General features: G+C 75.3%; 15 protein-coding genes and 1 tRNA gene. 7 read left to right on the plus strand and 9 right to left on the minus strand.

Translation table 11 applies throughout. The features are described 5' to 3' along the window. Nucleotides 1-14 precede the first annotated feature (14 nt). Genes IH61_RS0128930 through IH61_RS0128940 form a run of 3 tightly spaced genes read left to right on the plus strand, consistent with a single transcriptional unit; the run spans nucleotide 15 to nucleotide 3771 of the window. Complete coding sequence (locus IH61_RS0128930) at nucleotides 15-1085, plus strand: ABC transporter permease (RefSeq protein WP_078911471.1); 1071 nt, start codon at nucleotides 15-17, stop codon at nucleotides 1083-1085. Beyond that, complete coding sequence (locus IH61_RS0128935; protein ID WP_031075134.1) at nucleotides 1082-2071, plus strand: ABC transporter permease; 990 nt, start codon at nucleotides 1082-1084, stop codon at nucleotides 2069-2071. Before IH61_RS0128930 ends, IH61_RS0128935 begins: the two co-directional genes overlap by 4 nt. Beyond that, entirely contained in the window at nucleotides 2068-3771 is a 1704-nt protein-coding gene (locus tag IH61_RS0128940; protein WP_031075137.1) for an ABC transporter ATP-binding protein, read from the plus strand. Before IH61_RS0128935 ends, IH61_RS0128940 begins: the two co-directional genes overlap by 4 nt. Nucleotides 3772-3826: 55 nt before the next feature. Here IH61_RS0128940 and IH61_RS47245 read toward each other — a convergent pair whose 3' ends face one another. Then, nucleotides 3827-4363: a hypothetical protein gene (locus IH61_RS47245; protein ID WP_051838246.1), complete on the minus strand. Its 537-nt coding sequence runs from the start codon at nucleotides 4361-4363 to the stop codon at nucleotides 3827-3829. A gap of 137 nt (nucleotides 4364-4500) precedes the next feature. On the opposite strand from IH61_RS47245, the gene IH61_RS0128950 reads away from it, so the two are divergent. Both IH61_RS0128950 and IH61_RS0128960 read left to right on the plus strand, forming a co-directional pair. Further along, the gene (locus IH61_RS0128950; RefSeq protein WP_158845381.1) at nucleotides 4501-5571 is read left to right on the plus strand and encodes a winged helix-turn-helix domain-containing protein; all 1071 of its coding nucleotides are present in this window, start codon (nucleotides 4501-4503) and stop codon (nucleotides 5569-5571) included. Between the two features lie 111 nt (nucleotides 5572-5682). Continuing rightward, nucleotides 5683-7350 (plus strand): PQQ-binding-like beta-propeller repeat protein, encoded by a 1668-nt coding sequence (locus tag IH61_RS0128960; protein WP_158845384.1) that lies wholly within the window; start codon nucleotides 5683-5685, stop codon nucleotides 7348-7350. A 75-nt stretch (nucleotides 7351-7425) separates the two neighbouring features. Here IH61_RS0128960 and pqqB read toward each other — a convergent pair whose 3' ends face one another. From pqqB to IH61_RS0129005, 8 genes are all read right to left on the minus strand, one after another. Continuing rightward, entirely contained in the window at nucleotides 7426-8331 is a 906-nt protein-coding gene (pqqB, locus tag IH61_RS0128965; protein ID WP_031075145.1) for a pyrroloquinoline quinone biosynthesis protein PqqB, read from the minus strand. Nucleotides 8332-8353: 22 nt separating this feature from the next. Then, nucleotides 8354-9730: a pyrroloquinoline quinone biosynthesis protein PqqE gene (gene pqqE, locus IH61_RS41585; RefSeq protein ID WP_031075147.1), complete on the minus strand. Its 1377-nt coding sequence runs from the start codon at nucleotides 9728-9730 to the stop codon at nucleotides 8354-8356. After that, a complete protein-coding gene (pqqC, locus tag IH61_RS0128975; RefSeq protein WP_031075149.1) occupies nucleotides 9727-10413 on the minus strand; it encodes a pyrroloquinoline-quinone synthase PqqC in 687 nt (228 codons plus the stop codon). The genes pqqE and pqqC overlap by 4 nt, the downstream gene beginning before the upstream one ends. A 420-nt stretch (nucleotides 10414-10833) precedes the next feature. Further along, nucleotides 10834-10904: transfer RNA gene (locus tag IH61_RS0128980), tRNA-Cys, on the minus strand. A 98-nt stretch (nucleotides 10905-11002) separates the two neighbouring features. Then, nucleotides 11003-12343, minus strand: coding sequence for a serine/threonine-protein kinase (locus IH61_RS47250; RefSeq protein ID WP_051838261.1), 1341 nt, complete (start codon nucleotides 12341-12343; stop codon nucleotides 11003-11005). Then, a complete protein-coding gene (locus tag IH61_RS43290; RefSeq protein WP_051838263.1) occupies nucleotides 12336-14291 on the minus strand; it encodes a caspase, EACC1-associated type in 1956 nt (651 codons plus the stop codon). The genes IH61_RS47250 and IH61_RS43290 overlap by 8 nt, the downstream gene beginning before the upstream one ends. 5 nt (nucleotides 14292-14296) lie before the next feature. Further along, nucleotides 14297-14674 carry an effector-associated constant component EACC1 gene (locus IH61_RS47255; protein ID WP_051838265.1) on the minus strand — a complete coding sequence of 126 codons (378 nt, stop codon included), beginning with the start codon at nucleotides 14672-14674 and terminating at the stop codon, nucleotides 14297-14299. A 134-nt stretch (nucleotides 14675-14808) separates the two neighbouring features. Beyond that, nucleotides 14809-15594 (minus strand): class I SAM-dependent methyltransferase, encoded by a 786-nt coding sequence (locus IH61_RS0129005; RefSeq protein ID WP_031075156.1) that lies wholly within the window; start codon nucleotides 15592-15594, stop codon nucleotides 14809-14811. Between the two features lie 265 nt (nucleotides 15595-15859). Between IH61_RS0129005 and IH61_RS0129010 the strand changes: the two genes are divergently transcribed. Then, complete coding sequence (locus IH61_RS0129010) at nucleotides 15860-16366, plus strand: PASTA domain-containing protein (RefSeq protein ID WP_031075158.1); 507 nt, start codon at nucleotides 15860-15862, stop codon at nucleotides 16364-16366. Nucleotides 16367-16428: 62 nt separating this feature from the next. Further along, nucleotides 16429-17852, plus strand: a 1424-nt coding sequence (locus tag IH61_RS0129015; protein ID WP_031075160.1) for a hypothetical protein, incomplete at its 3' end; no start/stop codon positions are given.

Genomic DNA, 17852 nt, shown 5'->3' on the forward strand with positions numbered 1-17852 from the left:
TCGGTCCGACGACCATGGCACCACCGGAACCCCGCACCGGGGAGGCCCCCGACGCCTCCCCGGCCGCCGGGAGGCCGCGGATCCTGCGGCGGCTGCTCGCGCGGCGCGCCGCCCTCACCGCCTGCCTCGTCCTCCTCCTGCTCGTCCTCGTCGCCGCGGCCGCACCGCTGCTGACCGCGATCGAGGGCCAGGACCCCACCAGTTTCCACAACGAGCTGCTCGACTCCGCGGCCGGCGGAGTGCCCACCGGCACCCTGGGCGGCATCAGCGCCGACCACTGGCTCGGCGTCGAACCGGGCACCGGCCGGGACGTGTTCGCCCGCCTCGTCCACGGCGCCCGGATCTCCCTGCTCGTCGCCGTCGGCGCCACCCTCGTCCAGGTCACCATCGGCGTCCTGCTCGGCCTCGCCTCCGGACTCGGCGGGCGGCTGCTCGACCAGGTCATCGGCAACACCACCGAGGTGTTCCTCGCCCTGCCCTCGCTGGTCCTCGCCATCGCGCTGATGGCCGTCGTCCCCGCCGACTTCCCCCGCCCGCTGCTGCTGACCCTGGTCATCGGACTGCTGGGCTGGTCCGGCACGGCGCGGGTGGTCCGGGCGCAGACCCTGAGCCTGCGACAGCTCGACCACGTCGCCGCCGCCCGGCTCGCCGGGGCCGGCCCCTGGCGCATCGCCCGCCGGGAGCTGCTGCCCGCCCTGGCCGCGCCCGTCATCACCTACGCGGTGGTGCTGCTGCCGACCAACATCATCTCCGAGGCCGGGCTCTCCTTCCTCGGCGTGGGCGTCAAGCCCCCGACCTCCTCCTGGGGCCAGATGCTCTCCAACGCGACCACCTGGTTCCGCGCGGACCCGATGTACGTGCTGCTCCCCTCCGCGCTGCTCTTCGTCACCGTGCTCGCCTTCACCGTGCTCGGCGACGCCGTCCGCACCGAGCTCGACCCCCGCGCCGCCTCCCGGCTGCGGGTCGGCACGGCGCGCGGCACCACCCCGGCCGACCGGGCGGGCACCGACCGGCCGACCACCGACCGGGCAGCCACCGACCGGGCAGCCATCGCCCGGGCGGCCGTCGAGGAGCCCACCCCGTGACCCGCTTCCTGCTCCGCAAGGCCCTCGGCACCCTCGGCGTGCTGCTCGCCATCTCCGTGATCGTCTACGCGGTCTTCTACATCGCCCCCGGCGACCCGGCCCAGCTGGCCTGCGGCGAGAAGTGCAGCCCCGCCCAGGTCCACCAGGTACGCGAGCGCCTCGGCCTCGACGCACCCGTGTACCTCCAGTACGCCCACTTCCTCCAGGGCGTCGTGGCCGGCCGCGACTTCAGCGCCGGGACGGGCATGATGCACTGCCCCGCCCCCTGCCTGGGCATCTCCTACCGCAGCGGCGAACAGGTCACCGACATGATCACCGCCCGGCTGCCGGTGACGGCCTCCCTGGCGTTCGGCGCGATGGTGCTCTGGCTGGTCCTCGGGGTCGGCACCGGTCTGGTCGCCGCGCTGCGCCGGGGGCGGCTCAGCGAGCGCCTGCTGACCGCCGTGACGCTGGTGGGCATCTCCGTCCCCGTGTTCGTCACGGGCCTGGTGCTGCTGATCGTCCTGTGCGCCCAGCTCCAGTGGCTGCCGTTCCCGGCGTACGTGCCGCTCACCGAGGACCCCCAGCAGTGGTTCTGGGGCCTGCTGCTCCCCTGGACCTCGCTCGCGCTCCTCGAGTCCGCCAAGTACGCCCGGCTGACCCGCTCCTCCATGCTGGAGACCCTCGCCGAGGACCACATCCGGACCTTCCGCGCCTACGGCGTCAGCGAGCGGCACCTGGTGACGCGGCACGCGCTGCGCGGGGCGCTCACCCCGGTGATCGCGCTCTCCGCCCTCGACCTCGGATCGCTGTTCGGGTCCGCCGTCCTGACCGAGTCGCTGTTCGGCCTCCCGGGCCTCGGCAAGCTGCTGGTCACCTCCGTCGGCCTGATCGACCTGCCGACCGTGGTCGGGCTCACCCTCGTCACCGGGTTCTCCGTCGTCCTCGCCAACGTCATCGCGGACGTGCTCTACGCGGTGACCGACCGAAGGGTGGTCCTCACATGACCCCCGAGCCCCTGGGCCCCGTCCTGGCCGAGGTCCGCGACCTGGTCGTCGACTTCCCCGTCGGCGACGGCCACCTGCGCGCCGTCGACGGCCTGGACTTCACCCTGACGGACGGACAGGCCCTCGGCATCGTCGGCGAGTCCGGCTCCGGCAAGAGCACCGTCGCCCACGCCCTGCTCGGCCTCCACCGGGGCACCGGCGCCCGCGTCGGCGGCTCCGTCCGGATCGCCGGCGTCGACGCCGTCACCGCCGAGGGCGAGGAACTGCGGCGCCTGCGCGGCGGGTTGGCGGCCATGGTCTTCCAGGACCCGCTCTCCGCCCTCGACCCGTACTACGCCGTCGGCGACCAGATCGCCGAGGTCGTCCGGGTCCACCGGCCCGTCTCCCGCCGGGCCGCCGGGGCCCGGGCCGTCGAGGTGCTCGACCGGGTCGGCATCGCCGACGCGGCACGGCGCTCGCGTTCGCGCCCGCACGAGTTCAGCGGCGGGATGCGCCAGCGGGTGCTCATCGCAATGGCCCTGGCCTGCGAGCCCCGGCTGCTGGTCGCCGACGAGCCGACGACCGCGCTGGACGTCACGGTCCAGGCCCAGATCCTCGACCTGCTGCACGAGCTGCGCGCCGAGACCGGGGCCGGGCTGGTCCTGGTCACCCACGACCTGGGCGTGGTCGCCGGGAGCGTCGACCGCGTCCTGGTGATGAGGGACGGCCGGGCGGTGGAGCACGGCCCGGTCACCGAGGTGCTGGGCGCCCCGCGCGAGCCGTACACCCGCGCCCTGCTCTCCTCCGTCCCCCGCGTCGACGCGCCGGTGGTCCACGACGGCGCGCCGGTGGTCCACGAAGGCTCGAGCGGGCCCGCCGAGGGCGAGGTCCTGCTCGAAGCCACCGACCTGCGCCGGGAGTTCGCCACGCGGGGCGGTCTCGCCCGGCGCACCGCCCCGCTGGCCGCCGTGGACGGCATCTCGCTGACCGTGCGGGCCGGCGAGACCCTGGGCGTGGTCGGCGAGTCCGGCTCCGGGAAGACCACGCTCGGGCGGATGCTCGTCCGGCTGCTGGAGCCCACCGGCGGCCGCCTCCACTACCGCGGCCGCGACATCGGCGCCCTCGGGGAGAAGGAACTGCGCCCGCTGCGACGGGAGTTGCAGATGGTCTTCCAGGACCCGGTCTCCTCGCTCAACCCGCGCCGCACCATCGGCGAGTCCGTGGCCGACCCGCTGCGCGTCGCCGGCGAGCGCGACGAGCGCCGCATCCGCACCCGGGTCGGCGACCTCCTCGAACGCGTGGGTCTGGACGCCGACTGGTACCACCGCTACCCGCACGAGTTCTCCGGCGGCCAGCGCCAGCGCGTCGGCATCGCCCGGGCCCTGGCTCCCCGGCCGCGCCTGCTCGTCTGCGACGAACCCGTCTCGGCGCTGGACGTCAGCACCCAGGCCCAGGTCATCGCCCTGCTGGGCGAGCTCCAGCGCGACCTCGGCCTCGCCCTGGTCTTCATCTCCCACGACCTGGCCGTGGTCCGACAGGTGAGCCACCGCGTCGCGGTGATGCGCGAGGGCCGGATCGTCGAACAGGGCGAGGCTTCCACCGTCTACGAGGCGCCCCGACACCCGTACACCAAGGCCCTGCTGGCCGCCGTCCCCGTCCTCGACCCCAGCGAGGCCACCGCCCGCCGCCACACCCGCCTGGCGGCCGGCACTCTCGCCTGAGGCCGGGGCCGCCGCCCGCACCCCCGTGGCGGGCGCCCGGCCCCGGCGCAGGGCGTCAGGCGAGGGTCTCGCAGAGGTTCTCCACCCGGTTCTGGGCCAGGACCTGGACGTTCTTGTCCGGGTGCACCAGCAGGGCCGCGCCGCCGCTGAAGACGAAGGCGCCGGGCGCGTGGTACGGGTTGCCGGGGTGGATCCTGGCGGAGATGTGGGAGTCGCCCGGCACCTCCCAGACGGTGCTGCCGTCCGGTAGGCGGTACTCGGTGGCGTCGCCGCTCTGGTCGCGTACGGTCTGGGCGCCGGTGTCGAGGTTGGTGTAGCGCAGGAACAGCGGGCCGCGCCAGAGGACCTCCGCCGGTGAGCCGTCGGGGTAGCGGGCGACGGTCCTGGTCTCCTCCCCTTCCAGCACGTGGGTGATGTGCAGGTGGAACGGGCAGACCGTCCCGGCGGGCGCGTCGGTGTCCTGGCCGTGGTAGGGCACCCAGCCGTCGTCGGAGCCGGCCGCCTGCGCGGCCGGGGCGGCCAGCAGCAGGACGGAGGTCGCGAGGGCCGCGACGAGGGCGGCCGGGCGGGTGAGGTACGGGCGCAGGCGCATGGGAAGCCTCCAGGACGTCGGGGCGGCCGCGTGCGGGCCCTCTGCCCCCGCGGCCGTGCACCGGTTATCGTCGGGCCGGGGCCGCGCCGTCGCGATGCTTTCGGCCCCAGCCGAAAGGTCCGGGGGCACGGGGAGGGGTGAGTACGGGCGTGGTGCTGCGCATCCACTTCACGGCCGAGGACCTGCTCGGCACCCGGTTCGCGGACGCCCCAGCGCCGCTGCTGGAGCTCGAACTGGCCGTCGCCATGCTCCAACGCCGCGACGTGGGCGCCGAGTTCGCCCGTCGCAACCGGCTGCTCGGCGCCGCGGCCGCCCGCTCCGTCGCGCCGCTGAGCGAGCTCGTCCCGCCCTCCGGCACGGGCCCGTTCTTCCTCGACCCGCTCACCGTCGACCTGGAGCACGGGCTGGAGGCCGTACGCTCCTCCGCCAACACGCTGGTGCGCAGCGAGCTCGCCCGCGTCCACCGCAACGGACTGCCCGTCACCGCCCTGATGCGCGCCCTCGCGGACGAGGACCGGCAAGCCTGGCAGTACCTGGAGGGCAGCCTGCGCGCCGCCCACGCCGTACTGATCGACGCGGCCTGGTCCCGGCTGCGCGTCGGCTTCGACACCGACCTCGCCTGGCGCTGGCGCGTGCAGCGCGAGCAGGGGCTGCGCGGGATGCTGGCGGGCCTGTACCCGGGCAGCCGGTGGCGCGACGGCACCCTGGAGATCGCCGTCGCGCGGCAGGCCGACTACCGGCTGGAGGGCGGCGGCGTGTTGCTGATGCCGTCCGCGCAGTGGACCGGGGAGCCGCTGTGCGGCCTGCTGCCGAGCGGGGAGCTGCTGCTGCTCTACCCGGCGCTCACCCCGCTGCCCTACCTCGCCGAGCAGTCCCCGGCGCCGGGCGCGGACCCGGACGAGCCGGTGGCGGCCCTGCTCGGCCGGACCCGCTCGGCCGTCCTGCGCCTGACGCTGCGCGAGCCGACCACCGGTCAGCTCGCCCGCGAGCTGGGCATCTCGGCGGCCAGCGCCTCCGAGCACGCCCGGGCGCTGCGCCGGGCCGGGCTGGTGAACACCGTACGGGCCGGGCGCGCGGTGCGGCACAGCTGCACCCTGCTCGGCCACCGGCTGCTCGCCGCCGCGGCGGAACCGGCGGCGACACCGGCGGCGCCGAGGACGGCACCCAGGACGGCACAGGCGGCGGGTCGCACTGCTCCCCTCGCATGAAGCTGTCGCCGCGTCGCCCGTAGGTGCGCACCCGATCGACGGATCGTCCTCACAATGGGCCCTCGGCCGGACCTCGACGTCCACGGCACACCGGAGACCAGGGCGGATCACATGACGCGACTCAGTTCACCGACGCACCGGCGACCCAGCCGACCCGGGCGACCCAGCCGATCCAGGGGAGAGAGGAGGACACGGGCGCTGCGCCGGCTGAAGGCGGGGGCCGCCCTGGCGGCGGGCCTGCTGCTGCTCGGCTTCGCGGCGCCGGCGCAGGCCGTCGACCCCACCGTCTCGATCAACAACAAGCGCACCGGGTGGGACGCGAGCGAGCCGAACCTCTCCCCCGCCAAGGTCTCCTCCTCGGCCTTCGGACAGCGCTGGTCCACCCCGGTGAACGGCGCGGTGCTGGCCCAGCCGCTGGTCACCGGGTCGAACGTGATCGCCGCGACCGAGAACAACTACGTCTACGGCATCGACCCCGCCACCGGCAAGACCAACTGGACCCGCCAACTCGGCCCGGCCTGGCCCACCTCGACCGTCCACTGCAACGACCCCGCCGCGCACACCGGGATCACCGCCACACCGGTGTACGACCCCGCGTCCAACACGGTCTACACCCTCGGCAAGGCCAACGACGGCCCGGACGCCCAGCACCCCCACTGGTACCTCCACGCGCTGGACGCCTCCACCGGCGCCGAGCGCACGGGCTGGCCGGTGACCGTCCAGGGCACGCCGACCAACAGCCCCGGCCACCCGTTCAACCCCATGACCGCCAACGGGCGCCCCGGCCTGCTGCTGATGAACGGCTCCGTGTACGCGGCCTTCGCCTCCTACTGCGACACCGAGCCCTACGTCGGCCAGGTCGCCGGCGTCAACATCGGCTCCCGCAAGGTCACCCTGTGGTCCACGGAGGCCGGCTCCGACACCATGGAGGGCGGCATCTGGCAGAGCGGCGGCGGGCTGGTCTCGGACGGCGGGGGCCGGATCTTCCTCGCCACCGGCAACGGCGCCGGCACGGGCGCCTCGCCGAGCCAGGGCCCCGGCAACCGGCCGCCCGCCCACCTCGGCGAGTCGGTGGTGCGGCTGGGCGTCAACAGCGACGGCAGCCTCAGCGCCAGGGACTTCTTCAGCCCCACCAACAACCGGACCATGGACACCAACGACACCGACCTCGGCTCCGGCGGGCCGACGGCCCTGCCGTCCGGGTTCGGCACCGCCGCGCACCCGCACCTGCTGGTGGAGGTCGGCAAGGACGGCCGGGTCTTCCTGCTGGACCGGGACAACCTCGGCGGCATGGGCCAGGGCCCGAACGGCACCGACAACCCGGTCAGCATGGCCGGCCCCTTCGAGGGCATCTGGGGCCACCCGGCCGTCTTCGGCGGTGGCGGCGGCTACATCTACACCGTCGCCACCGACACCGGCAACGGCCGCTCCCCGATGCGGGCGCTCAAGTACAGCGTCAACGGCTCCGGCGTCCCGGTCCTGACCAGCATCGGCACCAGCAACGAGGGCTTCGGCTACGGCTCCGGCTCGCCCGTGGTCACCTCCAACGGGACGAGCCCCTCCTCCGCGCTGGTCTGGGCCGTCTGGTCCGGCTCGGGCGCGAACGGTGTCGGCGGCGAACTGCGGGCCTACGACGCCGTGCCCGTCAACGGCGTCATGCACCTGCGCCGCTCCTTCCCGATCGGCACGGCGGCCAAGTTCGTGGTGCCGGCGACGGACGGCGGCCGGGTCTTCGTCGGGACCAGGGACGGCCACATCGTGGGCTTCGGCAGCCAGTGACCTGAGTACCGCACGAAGGTGCCCCCGACCGCCGGGCGGTCGGGGGCACCGCTCTTCCCGGGGAGTCCGGTCCTCTCAGGGGAGCTCGATCAGCAGGCCGTCCCGCGCGACCTCGGCGCCCGCCGCCGTCACCTCGGGCGGGGTCCGCCCGGCGAGCGGGTTGGTGTTGTTGAGGTGGGTGTAGAGGTAGCGGGGGCCGGGGCGGCGGGCGAGGTGGGGCAGCGAGTCCTGGACGGCGAGGTGGCCCATGCCCGGCGAGCGGCGGGCGCCGCCCGTACGTTCGGCGAGTTCCTCGGCGGTGGCGAAGGTGCCGTCGAGCAGGACCACGTCCGCCCCGGCCACCGCGCCGTCCAGGGCCGGTGTCCATTCGGCCAGCCCCGGGGCGTACACGGCGCAGGCGCCGGTGCCGTCCTCGGTGAAGCGGTAGCCCGTCACCCAGTCCCCGTGGTCCGGCAGGTGGGCCGCGTACCGGGGGCGCTTGCCGCCGAGCGCGAAGGCTTCCGCGCGCAGCCCGCCCTCGAGCTCCACGGGCTTGCCCGGGGTGACGGTGTGCCAGTCGGCCCCGGTGTTGGCGGCCCCGGTGCGGTCGGCCCCGGTGTAGGCGGCCAGCAGCGGGCCCACCGGGAAGGCGTGGTGCAGCGCGTGGCGCACCGGCGCGGTGGCGTGCACGGTGAGGCCGGATGCCTCGCGCAGGGTCAACAGGCCCAGGGTGTGGTCGAGTTCGCCGCTGGTCAGCAGGACGCCGCGCAGCGGGGTGTCCCGGGTGCCCGGGGCGGGGGCGAGTTCGGGGGCGGCGAGCAGCTGGGTCCGCAGGTCGGGCGAGGCGTTGACCAGGTACCAGGCGCGGCCGTCGCCGCTGACGGCCAGGCAGTCCTGGCTGCGGGCGTGCCCGCCGTGGCGGGCGGCGGTGCACTCGGCGCAGCCGCAGTTCCACTGCGGCAGGCCGCCACCGGCGGCCGTCCCGAGGACCCTGATCCTCACCCTTCCTCCTCCGTACGGGACTTCACCGCAGCCGCCGGGGCACCGGGGCGGCCGTCTCGGCGGCCGCGGGCGCGGTGACCAGGTGGTGGTCCGGCGAGAGGCGGCAGGCGGGGTCCGTCGCGGCCGGGTCGCCGGTGAACTGGTACGCCTGGCAGCGGCAGCCGCCGTGGTCCACCTCGCGCAGCGCGCAGCTGCGGCAGGGCTCCGGCATCCAGTCGGTGCCCCGGAAGCGGTTGAAGGCGGGCGAGTCGTGCCAGCTCGCCGCCAGTCCGTCGGTGACGGCGTTGGGCACCGCCAGGCCGGGCAGTTGGGCGGCGGCGAGGCAGGGCAGGACGTCCCCGTTGGGGGCGACCGCCAGTTGCTCGCGGCCCCAGCCGTTCATGCAGGGCTTGACGGTGCCGCCGTGCAGGTCGGCGGCGACGTGCACGATCTCGATCCGCCCGCCGTGGCGCTCCCGGGCTGCGGCAACGTCCCGTACGGCCTGGCGGACCTGCTCCTCGCCGGGGGCGAGGTGGGCGCGGTTGCGCCAGGCCCAGCCGTAGTACTGGACGTGGGCCAACTCGACCCGGTCGGCGCCCAGTTCGACCGCCCGGTCGGCGAGGGCGCCGAGCCGGGCCAGATTGCCCCGGTGCAGCACGGCGTTGACGGTCAGCGGCAGGCCCGCGGCGGTGAACTGCCGGGCGGCGGCGAGCTTGCGGTCGTGGGCGGCGATCCCGGCGACGGCGTCGGCGCGGCGCGGGTCGGTGTCCTGGAGCGAGAGCTGCACATGGTCGAGGCCCGCCGCGGCGAGTTCCTCGGCGCACCCGGCGGCCAGCGGGAGGCCACTGGTGACCAGGTTGGTGTAGATCCCCAACTCTCGCGCCCTGGCGATGAGTTGCTTGAGATCCGGGCGCAGCAGCGGCTCGCCGCCGGTCAGGTGGAGCTGGAGCACGCCGAGCCCGCGGGCCTGCTCGAGGACGCGCAGCCACTGGCCGGTGTCCAGCTCCGCCCGGTAGCGGGACAGGTCGACCGGGTTGGCGCAGTAGGTGCACTGGAGCGGGCAGCGGTAGGTGAGTTCGGCGATCAGCCCGAGCGGGGCGGGCGCGCGCACCGGGCCGCCGGGCGGGGCGGCCGCCGTCGTCTCCGGCGCCGGCGCACCGGACCCGTCGAGGGTGAGCAGCCGCCGGTCCGCGAGGTCGGCGAGCAGGGCGCCCACCTGGGCGCCGTCCACGCCCTCGTACTCCTCGGCGAGCGCGGCGGTGACGGACCGTACGTCGCGGCGCCCGTCGCAGTGCCGCAGCACGGCGGCGGCGGTGTCGTTGAGCAGCAGCACGCCCTCGGGGTGGAGCAGGGCGCGGCGGCCGCGCACCGGGTCGTGCACCAGCCGGACGCCGGGGCGCAGCCCGGGGGCGCCGTTCACCGCTGCGGCCCGTAGTCGACGGCGTCCAGCATGGCCCGCAGCACCTCGCACTTGAAGGCCAGCGCGTCCACGGCGGCCTGCTGCTGGGCCCCGGTGACGCAGTGGTCCAGGACGAGTTCCAGGGTGCGGGCGCTGTCCTCGCGGGCGACGGGGATGCGGTGCTCGAAGTAGGCGTACCCGGCCGGGGCGATCCAGTCGTAGTGCGCGCGCCAGGCGGTGACCCGGTCGGCCATGTGGTCGGGCGAGAACATCTCGGTGAGCGCCGCGGCCACGCCCTCGGTCCACGGCCGGGTCTGGCAGAAGTGCAGGTACCCGTCCACGGCGAAGCGCACCCCCCGGGCGACGTGCCGTTCGTCGAGCACCTCCTCGCGTTCCAGGCCCACGGCCTCGGCGAGGGCCAGCCAGTCCGCCAGCCCGCCCTCCGCGCCGGTTCCGTCCTGGTAGGCGAGCCGGCCCGCCCAGGCCCGACGGACCTGCGGCAGCGGGCAGTTGGCGATGATCGCGGCGTTCTTGCGGGTCAGGCAGAGCTGGTAGTACCACCGGTTGGCGACCCAGCGCCGCAGCTCCGGTGGCGTACAGCCACCGGAGTGCAGGCGCAGGTGGAACGGGTGGGTGTCCCAGTACCGTCCGCGCAGCTCGTACAGCCTGGCTGCGAACCGCTCACGGCTCAGCGGTCGCGCCACGTCGAGGCCCGTCCGGCGTACGCGGTGACCTCGGCGCCCGTACGGTGGCACTCCACCGCGGGCGCGGACCAGACGGGCCTGGCACCCGCCGGAGCGGCCGCGGGCGCGGCACTGGCTCCCGGTGACGGTTTCGGAGTTCGGGCGGCATCCATGGTGCCTCCTCGGTCGGGATTCCCGGCCGCGGAACCCGGGCCGGAGAGAGCACGGCAGCCCTCTGCCCGGACGCTACGATCCCCCGCGTCCGCGCGCCGCCCGAGAAAGCCCGGAACACCTCGCCGCACACACCCGAAACACACCCGGGACACACCCGAACGAGCCCCCCGAGGCCCCCAGGGCCCGCCGATCCCCCGAACGAACCGCCCGCACGAACCCCCGCCCGCGCCCCCGCGCGGCGCTCACCCGCTCGGGTGAGAGAAGAAGAGGTGGAGATAGGATTCGAACCCATGTAAACGGCCCTGCAAGCCGCTGCCTCACCGCTCGGCCACTCCACCGTGGCAACACGGAGGACACTACGCAGCCGCGACGCCCGGACACCGACGGCGCACGGGCACCTCACCCGAACGGCCCCGGTCGCGGACCGGGCGGAGCGTCATCCCCGGTCACGCCGACGCGGCAGGCTCCGGAACCACCCGCTGCGCAGGCCCGCCCGGGGAGGCGGCGGAAGCTCGGCCTCCATGGGGGACGAGAAGGTGCGCAGCGACACCTCGGAGGGCGGGTCGGCGCCGCCCGGCGGTTCCGGGGGTGACGGCGGGCGCGGCGGAAGGGGCGGGACGGCCGGTGGCTGCTCCGGCGGCGGGGGCGTCCGGGCGGGCAGCCGGATGGAGACGGTCGCCGGGTCCTGCGCGGACCGGCCCTCGGCCCCCTCGGACGTCTGTGCGACCGGGCGGAGCCGGGTGGTCGGCCCGCCCGGGGCGGGCCGCACGACCGTCTCCGCCGTGGGCGGGATCCTTGGTACCGCCGGCTGCGGGCCCGGTGCCTGCCGGAGCGGGTGGTCGAGGTCGAGGACGAGTCGCGTGCGCTCGAGCGCGGCGGCGGACACGGCCTCGGGCAGCCATTCCCCGTCGGCGAGCAGGCGTTCGGCGGTGGCGGCCCGGTGGCCGGGAAGCGCGGCGAGCAGGGCGCCGACGCTGGGCCGGTGGGCGGGGTCCTTGCTGAGGCAAGCACGGACCCACTCGTCGAGGTCCTCGGGAAGCGAGGACAGCCGGGGCTCGCCACGCAGCACGTTGAAGAGCACGTTGACGAAGCTGTCCCCGTCGAAGGGCGCATGCCCGGTCGCCGCGAAGCCCATGACCGCCCCGAGGGCGAAGACGTCGGCCGCGGCGCCCACGAACCCTCCCGTGACCTGTTCCGGGGCGAGGTAGCCCGGGGTCCCGACGATCGCCCCGGTCGAGGTCAGCCCGGTGGAGCCGTCCACGATGGAGATCCCGAAGTCGATGAGGCGGGGCCCCTGGGCGGTGAGCAGGACGTTCGACGGTTTGAGGTCCCGGTGCACCACGCCCGCCTCGTGCACGGAGTGCAGGGCCCGCAGGAGTCCGTACCACAGGGCGTACAGCGAGGCCCTCGGGAACGGGCCGTAGGCGCTGACGCTCTGTTGGAGGGAGAGGCCCGGGATGAAGGCCGTGGCCATCCAGGCGCCGTTCTCGTCGGCGTCGGCGTCCAGGAACGGCGCGGTGAAGCGCCTCGGGATGCGGGAGACGGCGGCGATCTCGCGCCGGAACCGCTCCCGGGCCCCCGTCTCGCTCAGCAGCTCCGGGCGCAGGGCCTTGACCGCCGCCGTCCGTCCCGTGGCCGAGCGGGCGAGGTAGACGATCCCCATGCCGCCCGCGCCGAGGCGGCCCATCAGCCGGTACGTGCCCAGCTCCCGGCGGTCGCCGGAGGAGAGGGGCTCCAGCCCGTCCGCCATGCCGGTCCGGCCCTCGGGCTCAGCCATCGCTCCACTTCCCGAAGCCCTGCCGCTCCGAGGCCCGGTGCCCGCGTCCGAAGCGGATCTCCGCCCGCAGCCTCCGGTCGGCCAGGCGGCGCCACCGGGCCAGCAGGTCCTCGTTCGCGAGGACCTCGGGGTGGTCGGCACCGAAGGCGCGGCGCAGGTCCGGCAGCACCTCGTGGAAGATGCGCAGCGCGGCGCGCACGTCCCCGTCCGCGCCGGTCCAGTGGGCGAGCCGGGCCCGGTTGACGAGGGTCACCCGGTCCTGCGCGCCCAGGATCCAGTCCAGGTCGTCGAGCAGCTTCCGGAAGAGGGCGACCGCCGTCCGGGCGTCGCCCGATTCGCCGGCCCAGTGGGCCAGCTGACTGCGGGCCAGCAGCGTCTCGCGCGAGTCCCGCCCGGCCACCCGGCTCAGGTCGGGCACCACGGCGGCGAACAGTGCGCGGGCGCTCTTGGGCGAGCCCGACAGGCCCGTCCACTGGCCGAGCCTGGCCCGGCCGATCAGCGTGTGCAGGTCGTCGGCACCGAGCAGCCAGTAGAGGTCGGGGACGAGGGAGTCGAGCAGTCGGACGGCCTGCCGGGAGCGGCCGGCCCGGCCCGTCCACTGGGCCTGGTTGATGCGCCCGACCAGGGTGTCCCGGTCCTCCGCGCCGAGGACGCGGCGCAGGTCCGTCACCAGGTGGTCGGTGAGCTGCGCGGCGGAGCCGCTGTCGCCGGCCACTCCGATCCAGTGGGCGAGGCGGCCCCGGCCCAGCAGGGTCTCGCGGTCGTCCGGGCCGAGGGCGCGGGTCAGGTCGAAGACCACCTCGCCGGTGAGCCTGGCCGCCTCCACGGGCTGCCCGGCCTCGCCGGTCCAGTGGGCGAGTTGGGCCCGGCCGACGAGGGTCGCCCGGTTGTCGGCGCCGAGGACGCGGGTCAGCGCGCCCACCGCCGCCGTGGACAGGTCGAGCGCCTCGCGGACCTGGCCGGCGGCGCCCAGCCACTGGGCGTACTCGACCCGGCCTGCCAGGGTGTCCGGGTCGTCCGAGCCCAGGATCTGCGTCATCTTGTCGAGGACGGTGCCCAGTTCGGCGGCGGCGGAGCGCGCGTGGCCGCCCCGGCCGAGCTGCCGTCCGGCCTCCACGAGGGACTGGAAGCGCTCCCGTTCCGTGACTGGCCCGGGGTGGTCGGCGGGGGGCGCCTCCCGTACCGGCTCTGCGGGGTGCCTGGTCCGCGGGCGGCTGAGGATCAGGTAGGAGGCGGTGTCCGTGCCGCACTGCTCCGGTTCCGGCCACCCCCGCGAGCGCAGCGCCAGCCGCAGGTGGGGGAAGAGCGCGCCCAGGGACACGCCCTCGGGCCCCGAACCCTCGACGCCGTCGCGCAGCGCGCGCAGCAGCTCGCCGGTGAAGGCCGTGTGCCGCTTGCCCTCCTCGAAGTGGGAGGGCGAGTTGGGCGGCGAGGAGACCAGCGTGTACGCGCCGGCGATCTCCAGCTGTTCGGCCACGGGCGGGGCGCTCCCCGCGAGCCCGCCCGCGACCGCGCGACCGGAGAAGCAGCAGTCGAGGATCAGCACCCGCAGGCGTGCCGGACTGGTCTGGAACGCCTCCCGGATGACGTCGAGCGGGCAGGCCGTCAGGGAGGGCATGGCCCGCTCGGTGTCGGTGAGCGCGAGGTACAGCTCGCCCTTCCTGGAGCCGGTCAGGCCGTGGCCGGAGTAGTAGACGAGGAGCACGTCCTCGGCGGCCGCGGCCGCCTTCAGCAGCGGCCGCCCGAGGTCCTTCGGCTGCCGCGGGTCCAGGACGGTGAGGCAGCGCTCGGGGGCAAAGGCGCCCGGCTGGCCGTCGGTCAGGACCTTGCGGAAGTCGAGCACGTTGTTCTCGATCGACGGCACGTCCGCGAGGCCGTCCTGATGGGAGTAGTGCGCGGCGCCGATCAGGACGGCCCACGAGCACGAGGCGTCCGGAAGCCGGTACACGGCGGTCAGCCCGCGTCGCCGTCGGGCCCCGCCGGCTCGGAGTGCAGGGCCGCCCTCAGCACCGACTCCACGTCGGACCGCGCGATGTGCTCGGCCGTCACCTCGGTCCGGGTGCCGTCCGGCTTCACGGTCTTCAGCTTGACCGTGCTGGTCCGCGGCTGGCCCAGGTACACCTTGAGCGAGGCCGCGAGCGTCGTCAGCGCCCCGCCCGCCCCCAGCGCCACCACCAGGGTGTCCGACCACCCGCCGAGCTCCCCGCGGCCCGGCGTCGCCGCCGTCACCCGCACCCTGCCGCGGAGCGCCGGCTCGTCGGCCAGCCAGTCACGCAGGTCGAGAACGGCATCGGGACCGCCCGCCTCCACCGCGAGCCAGGATTCCACCACAGCGACCCCCTCCTCAGGACCGAACCGGCGCAGTCGCTCCGTGACCCTAAGGACGCCGGTGCGGCTGGTTCTGTTCCCCTGCGGCCGAATCGTTATGACGCCCCGTCAGCACACGAAGGAGGGCGGCTGCCGGGTCAGTCGGAGGGGGCGCGGCGGAGGGTGAGCATGTCCTGGGTGTGGCCGATGGCGTAAGTGCCGTCGGGCTGGGCGAAGTTGCGCCGGACGTAGGCGGTCAGGGCGGCGCGGGCGGGGCGGGGGTCCATGGTGGCGAGGTCGGCGACGTTGACCATGAACTCGGCGACGTCCACCGCCTCGTCCAGGCTCTCCGCGCGGTAGCGCAGGCCGAGGGTCTCCAGGGCGAGACGGTCGCCGGGGTGGCGGTCGCGGAGGGCGGCGGCGAGGGGGCGCAGGTCGTAGCGGGCGCCGGTGAAGTGGGCGGCCATCCGCATGCAGGGGCTGTCGGGGTTCTGCAGGACGACCAGCAGGGTGCCGCCGGGCGCCGTCCAGGAGCGGATGCGCGAGACGGTGGGCAGCCACTGCGCCTCGGGGACGTAGTAGAGCACGTGGGAGAGGTGGACGAGATCGGCCGGCTCCGGCGGCTCGGCCCGGTCGATCGGCTCCGGCAGGACCAGCGCCTCCGGACAGACGGCGCGCAGCTTCTCCCGCATCGCCGCGCTGGGCTCGACGGCGACGGTGCGCTCGAAGGCGCGCCCGAGGTACGCGGTGGTGCGCCCCTCCCCGGCCCCGACGTCCAGCAGCACCCGCCGGTGCGGGAGCGCGGCCACCACCTCGCTCAACCGGGCATGCGTGAGCGGCTTCTCGTCGGTCCCCGCGAGGAACAGCTCGAAGGCCCGCCGGTACTCCGGGCCCGAAACGTCGAGCACCCGCACCGGCCGGTCGTCCGTGGTCGTCGGTTCCATCCGTGACCTCCCCTGGCGTCGATTCACGATCGCCCCCATCCCACCCGCCCCACCCACCGGCCGCGCGCAGGCACGTTCCTGCCCGCGTGTCGCCCGCCGGCGGCCCCCGGTGGTCGGGGGCAGGTGGGTGTGCTCGAATGGAGTAAAGGCAGAAGCGCCAAGGGGCCACTGTCATCGCTTTCCGGAGGCTGCCGTGCTTCTGGCCACTACCGAACCGTCCCCGTCGCCGTCGCCCGGTACCGGCAATGCGCCGGTGGGGCCGAGTGTGCTGAGCTGGGGGGAGACGCTCACCGCGCTGCTGATCATCGCCGCGGTGATCCTGGTGATCGGCCTGATCCTGTGGCTGACCACTCCTGTGAAGAACGCGCCGGGCAGCGGGGTGGCGCGTAGCTGGATCGCGCTGTCGCTGATCGCCGGGTTGCTGTTCTCGGGGGTGCTCGCGTTCGCCGTCAACGACTCGACGATCCGCAGCGGGCTCATCGGCGCGCTGGGAGCGGCGGTCGGTGCGGCGACGGCGTTCTTCTTCTCGTCGAAGTCGACCGACCAGGCGCACGACCTGCTGACCAGTTCCCTGGGCACCGAGTCCATCCCCGACCTCATCGGCCGCACCCCCGACGACGCGATGCGGGTGCTGAGCACCACCACGCTGAAGCTGGTGTCCGCCGACCCCGCCTACGCCGTCTCCGCGCCCGGGCGCACCATCGCCAGGCAGGACCCGGCCCCGGGCACCACCGCCCCCAAGGGCACCACCGTGCAGGTCACTTACGCCTGAATCCGCCGGAGCCCCCGCCGACCCGGGTTTCCGTGGGGATGGCCGACTGTCAGACTGATCGGATGATCTCCGACTCCCTCACCGAGGCCCGGCTGCGCGGCGTGGCCGCCAACCCGGGTGCCCCCGCCGAGGTGCTGCTGCGGCTGCTGGCGCCCGAGGGGCGGGCGGCGTGGACGGTGCTGTGCGGGGAGCGGGCGCTGCCGGCGGAGGTGGTGGAGGCGGTGCTCGCGCACCCGGAGCCGTCGGTGCGGCGGCGCTTCGCCCGTAACCGGTGCGCGGCGCCCGAGCAGCGCGGGCGGCTGGCGAGCGACCCGGACTCGATGGTGCGCGCCGCCCTCGCGAGCGGGCCGAAGCCCCGGTGGTTCGGGGCGACGGCGCCGCTGCCCGACGCCGTGCTGGAGTCGCTGCTGACGGCCCGGGACGAGGACTTCCCCGGCGGGCAGATGCTGTCGGCGGGCGAGGTCGCCTCGGAACTGGCGGGCTCCGGGCAGCTCCCGCGGGCCTTCCGTCGCGGGCTCGCCGCCCACCCGAACCCCGAACTGCGGCGCCGGGCCGTCTGGCCCTGGACCTGGCTGACACCCGAACAGCGCGCCGCGCTGCTCGCCGACCCCGACCCGGCCGTCGCCGAGGCCGCGCGCGAGAACAGCCTCACCCTCGACCCGGCCGCCATGGAGGCCGAGCTCCCGGAGAAGGACTGCCACGCCCGCCACCTGATACTCGTCAACTACGCCGTCTCCCCCGCCGTCGCCGCCCGCTGCCTCGCCGAGGGCCGCGACCTGTGGTCCCTCGCCTCCAACCCCCACACCCCCGCCGAGGTCCTCCCCCGCCTCGCCCGGGACGCCGACCCGAAGGTGCGCGAGCGCGTCGCCGCCCGTGCGGACCTCACGCCCGCGCTGCTGGCCGAACTGGCGGAGGACCCGGACGACTTCGTACGCACCCGGGCGCGCCTCCAGCCGCTGCCGCGCACCTGGCCGCAGCGCGCCGCCGTCGACCGCGTCCTCGGGCACGACGCGGACTGCCTCGGCCCGGCGGGCGAGATGTACCACGAGCCGGAGACGGCCTGGTACGAGGAGTCCGCCGCCTCCCCGCACCCCGTGCTGCGCCGGGTCGCCGCGACCTGCGCGCGGCTGCCCGAGCCGTGGGTGCACCGCCTCGCCGAGGACCAGGACCCGGACGTGCGCCACCTGCTGGCCTGCAACCACCCCCTGGCGCCGCCCGCGCTCCTCCTCGACGCCTTCCTCGCCCTGCCCCGCCAGCGCGCCTACCTGCTCACCCTCCCCCGCCTGCCCCGTACGGGCCTGGGCCACCTCCTCACCCACGAGGCCCCCGAGGTCCGCGCCCTGGCCGCCGCCGACCCGACCCTCCCCGAACCGCCCCTGCCCCTCCTCACCGACCCGGACGCCCACGTCCGGCACGCGGCGGCGGCCAACCCCCTGCTGCCGCTCGCCCTCCTCGACCGCCTCCTCGACGACCCCGCCCTCGCCGA

Origin of the sequence: Streptomyces sp. NRRL WC-3742, from assembly GCF_000720635.1 — a bacterium.
In the GTDB taxonomy this organism is placed as follows: Bacteria; Actinomycetota; Actinomycetes; order Streptomycetales; family Streptomycetaceae; genus Kitasatospora.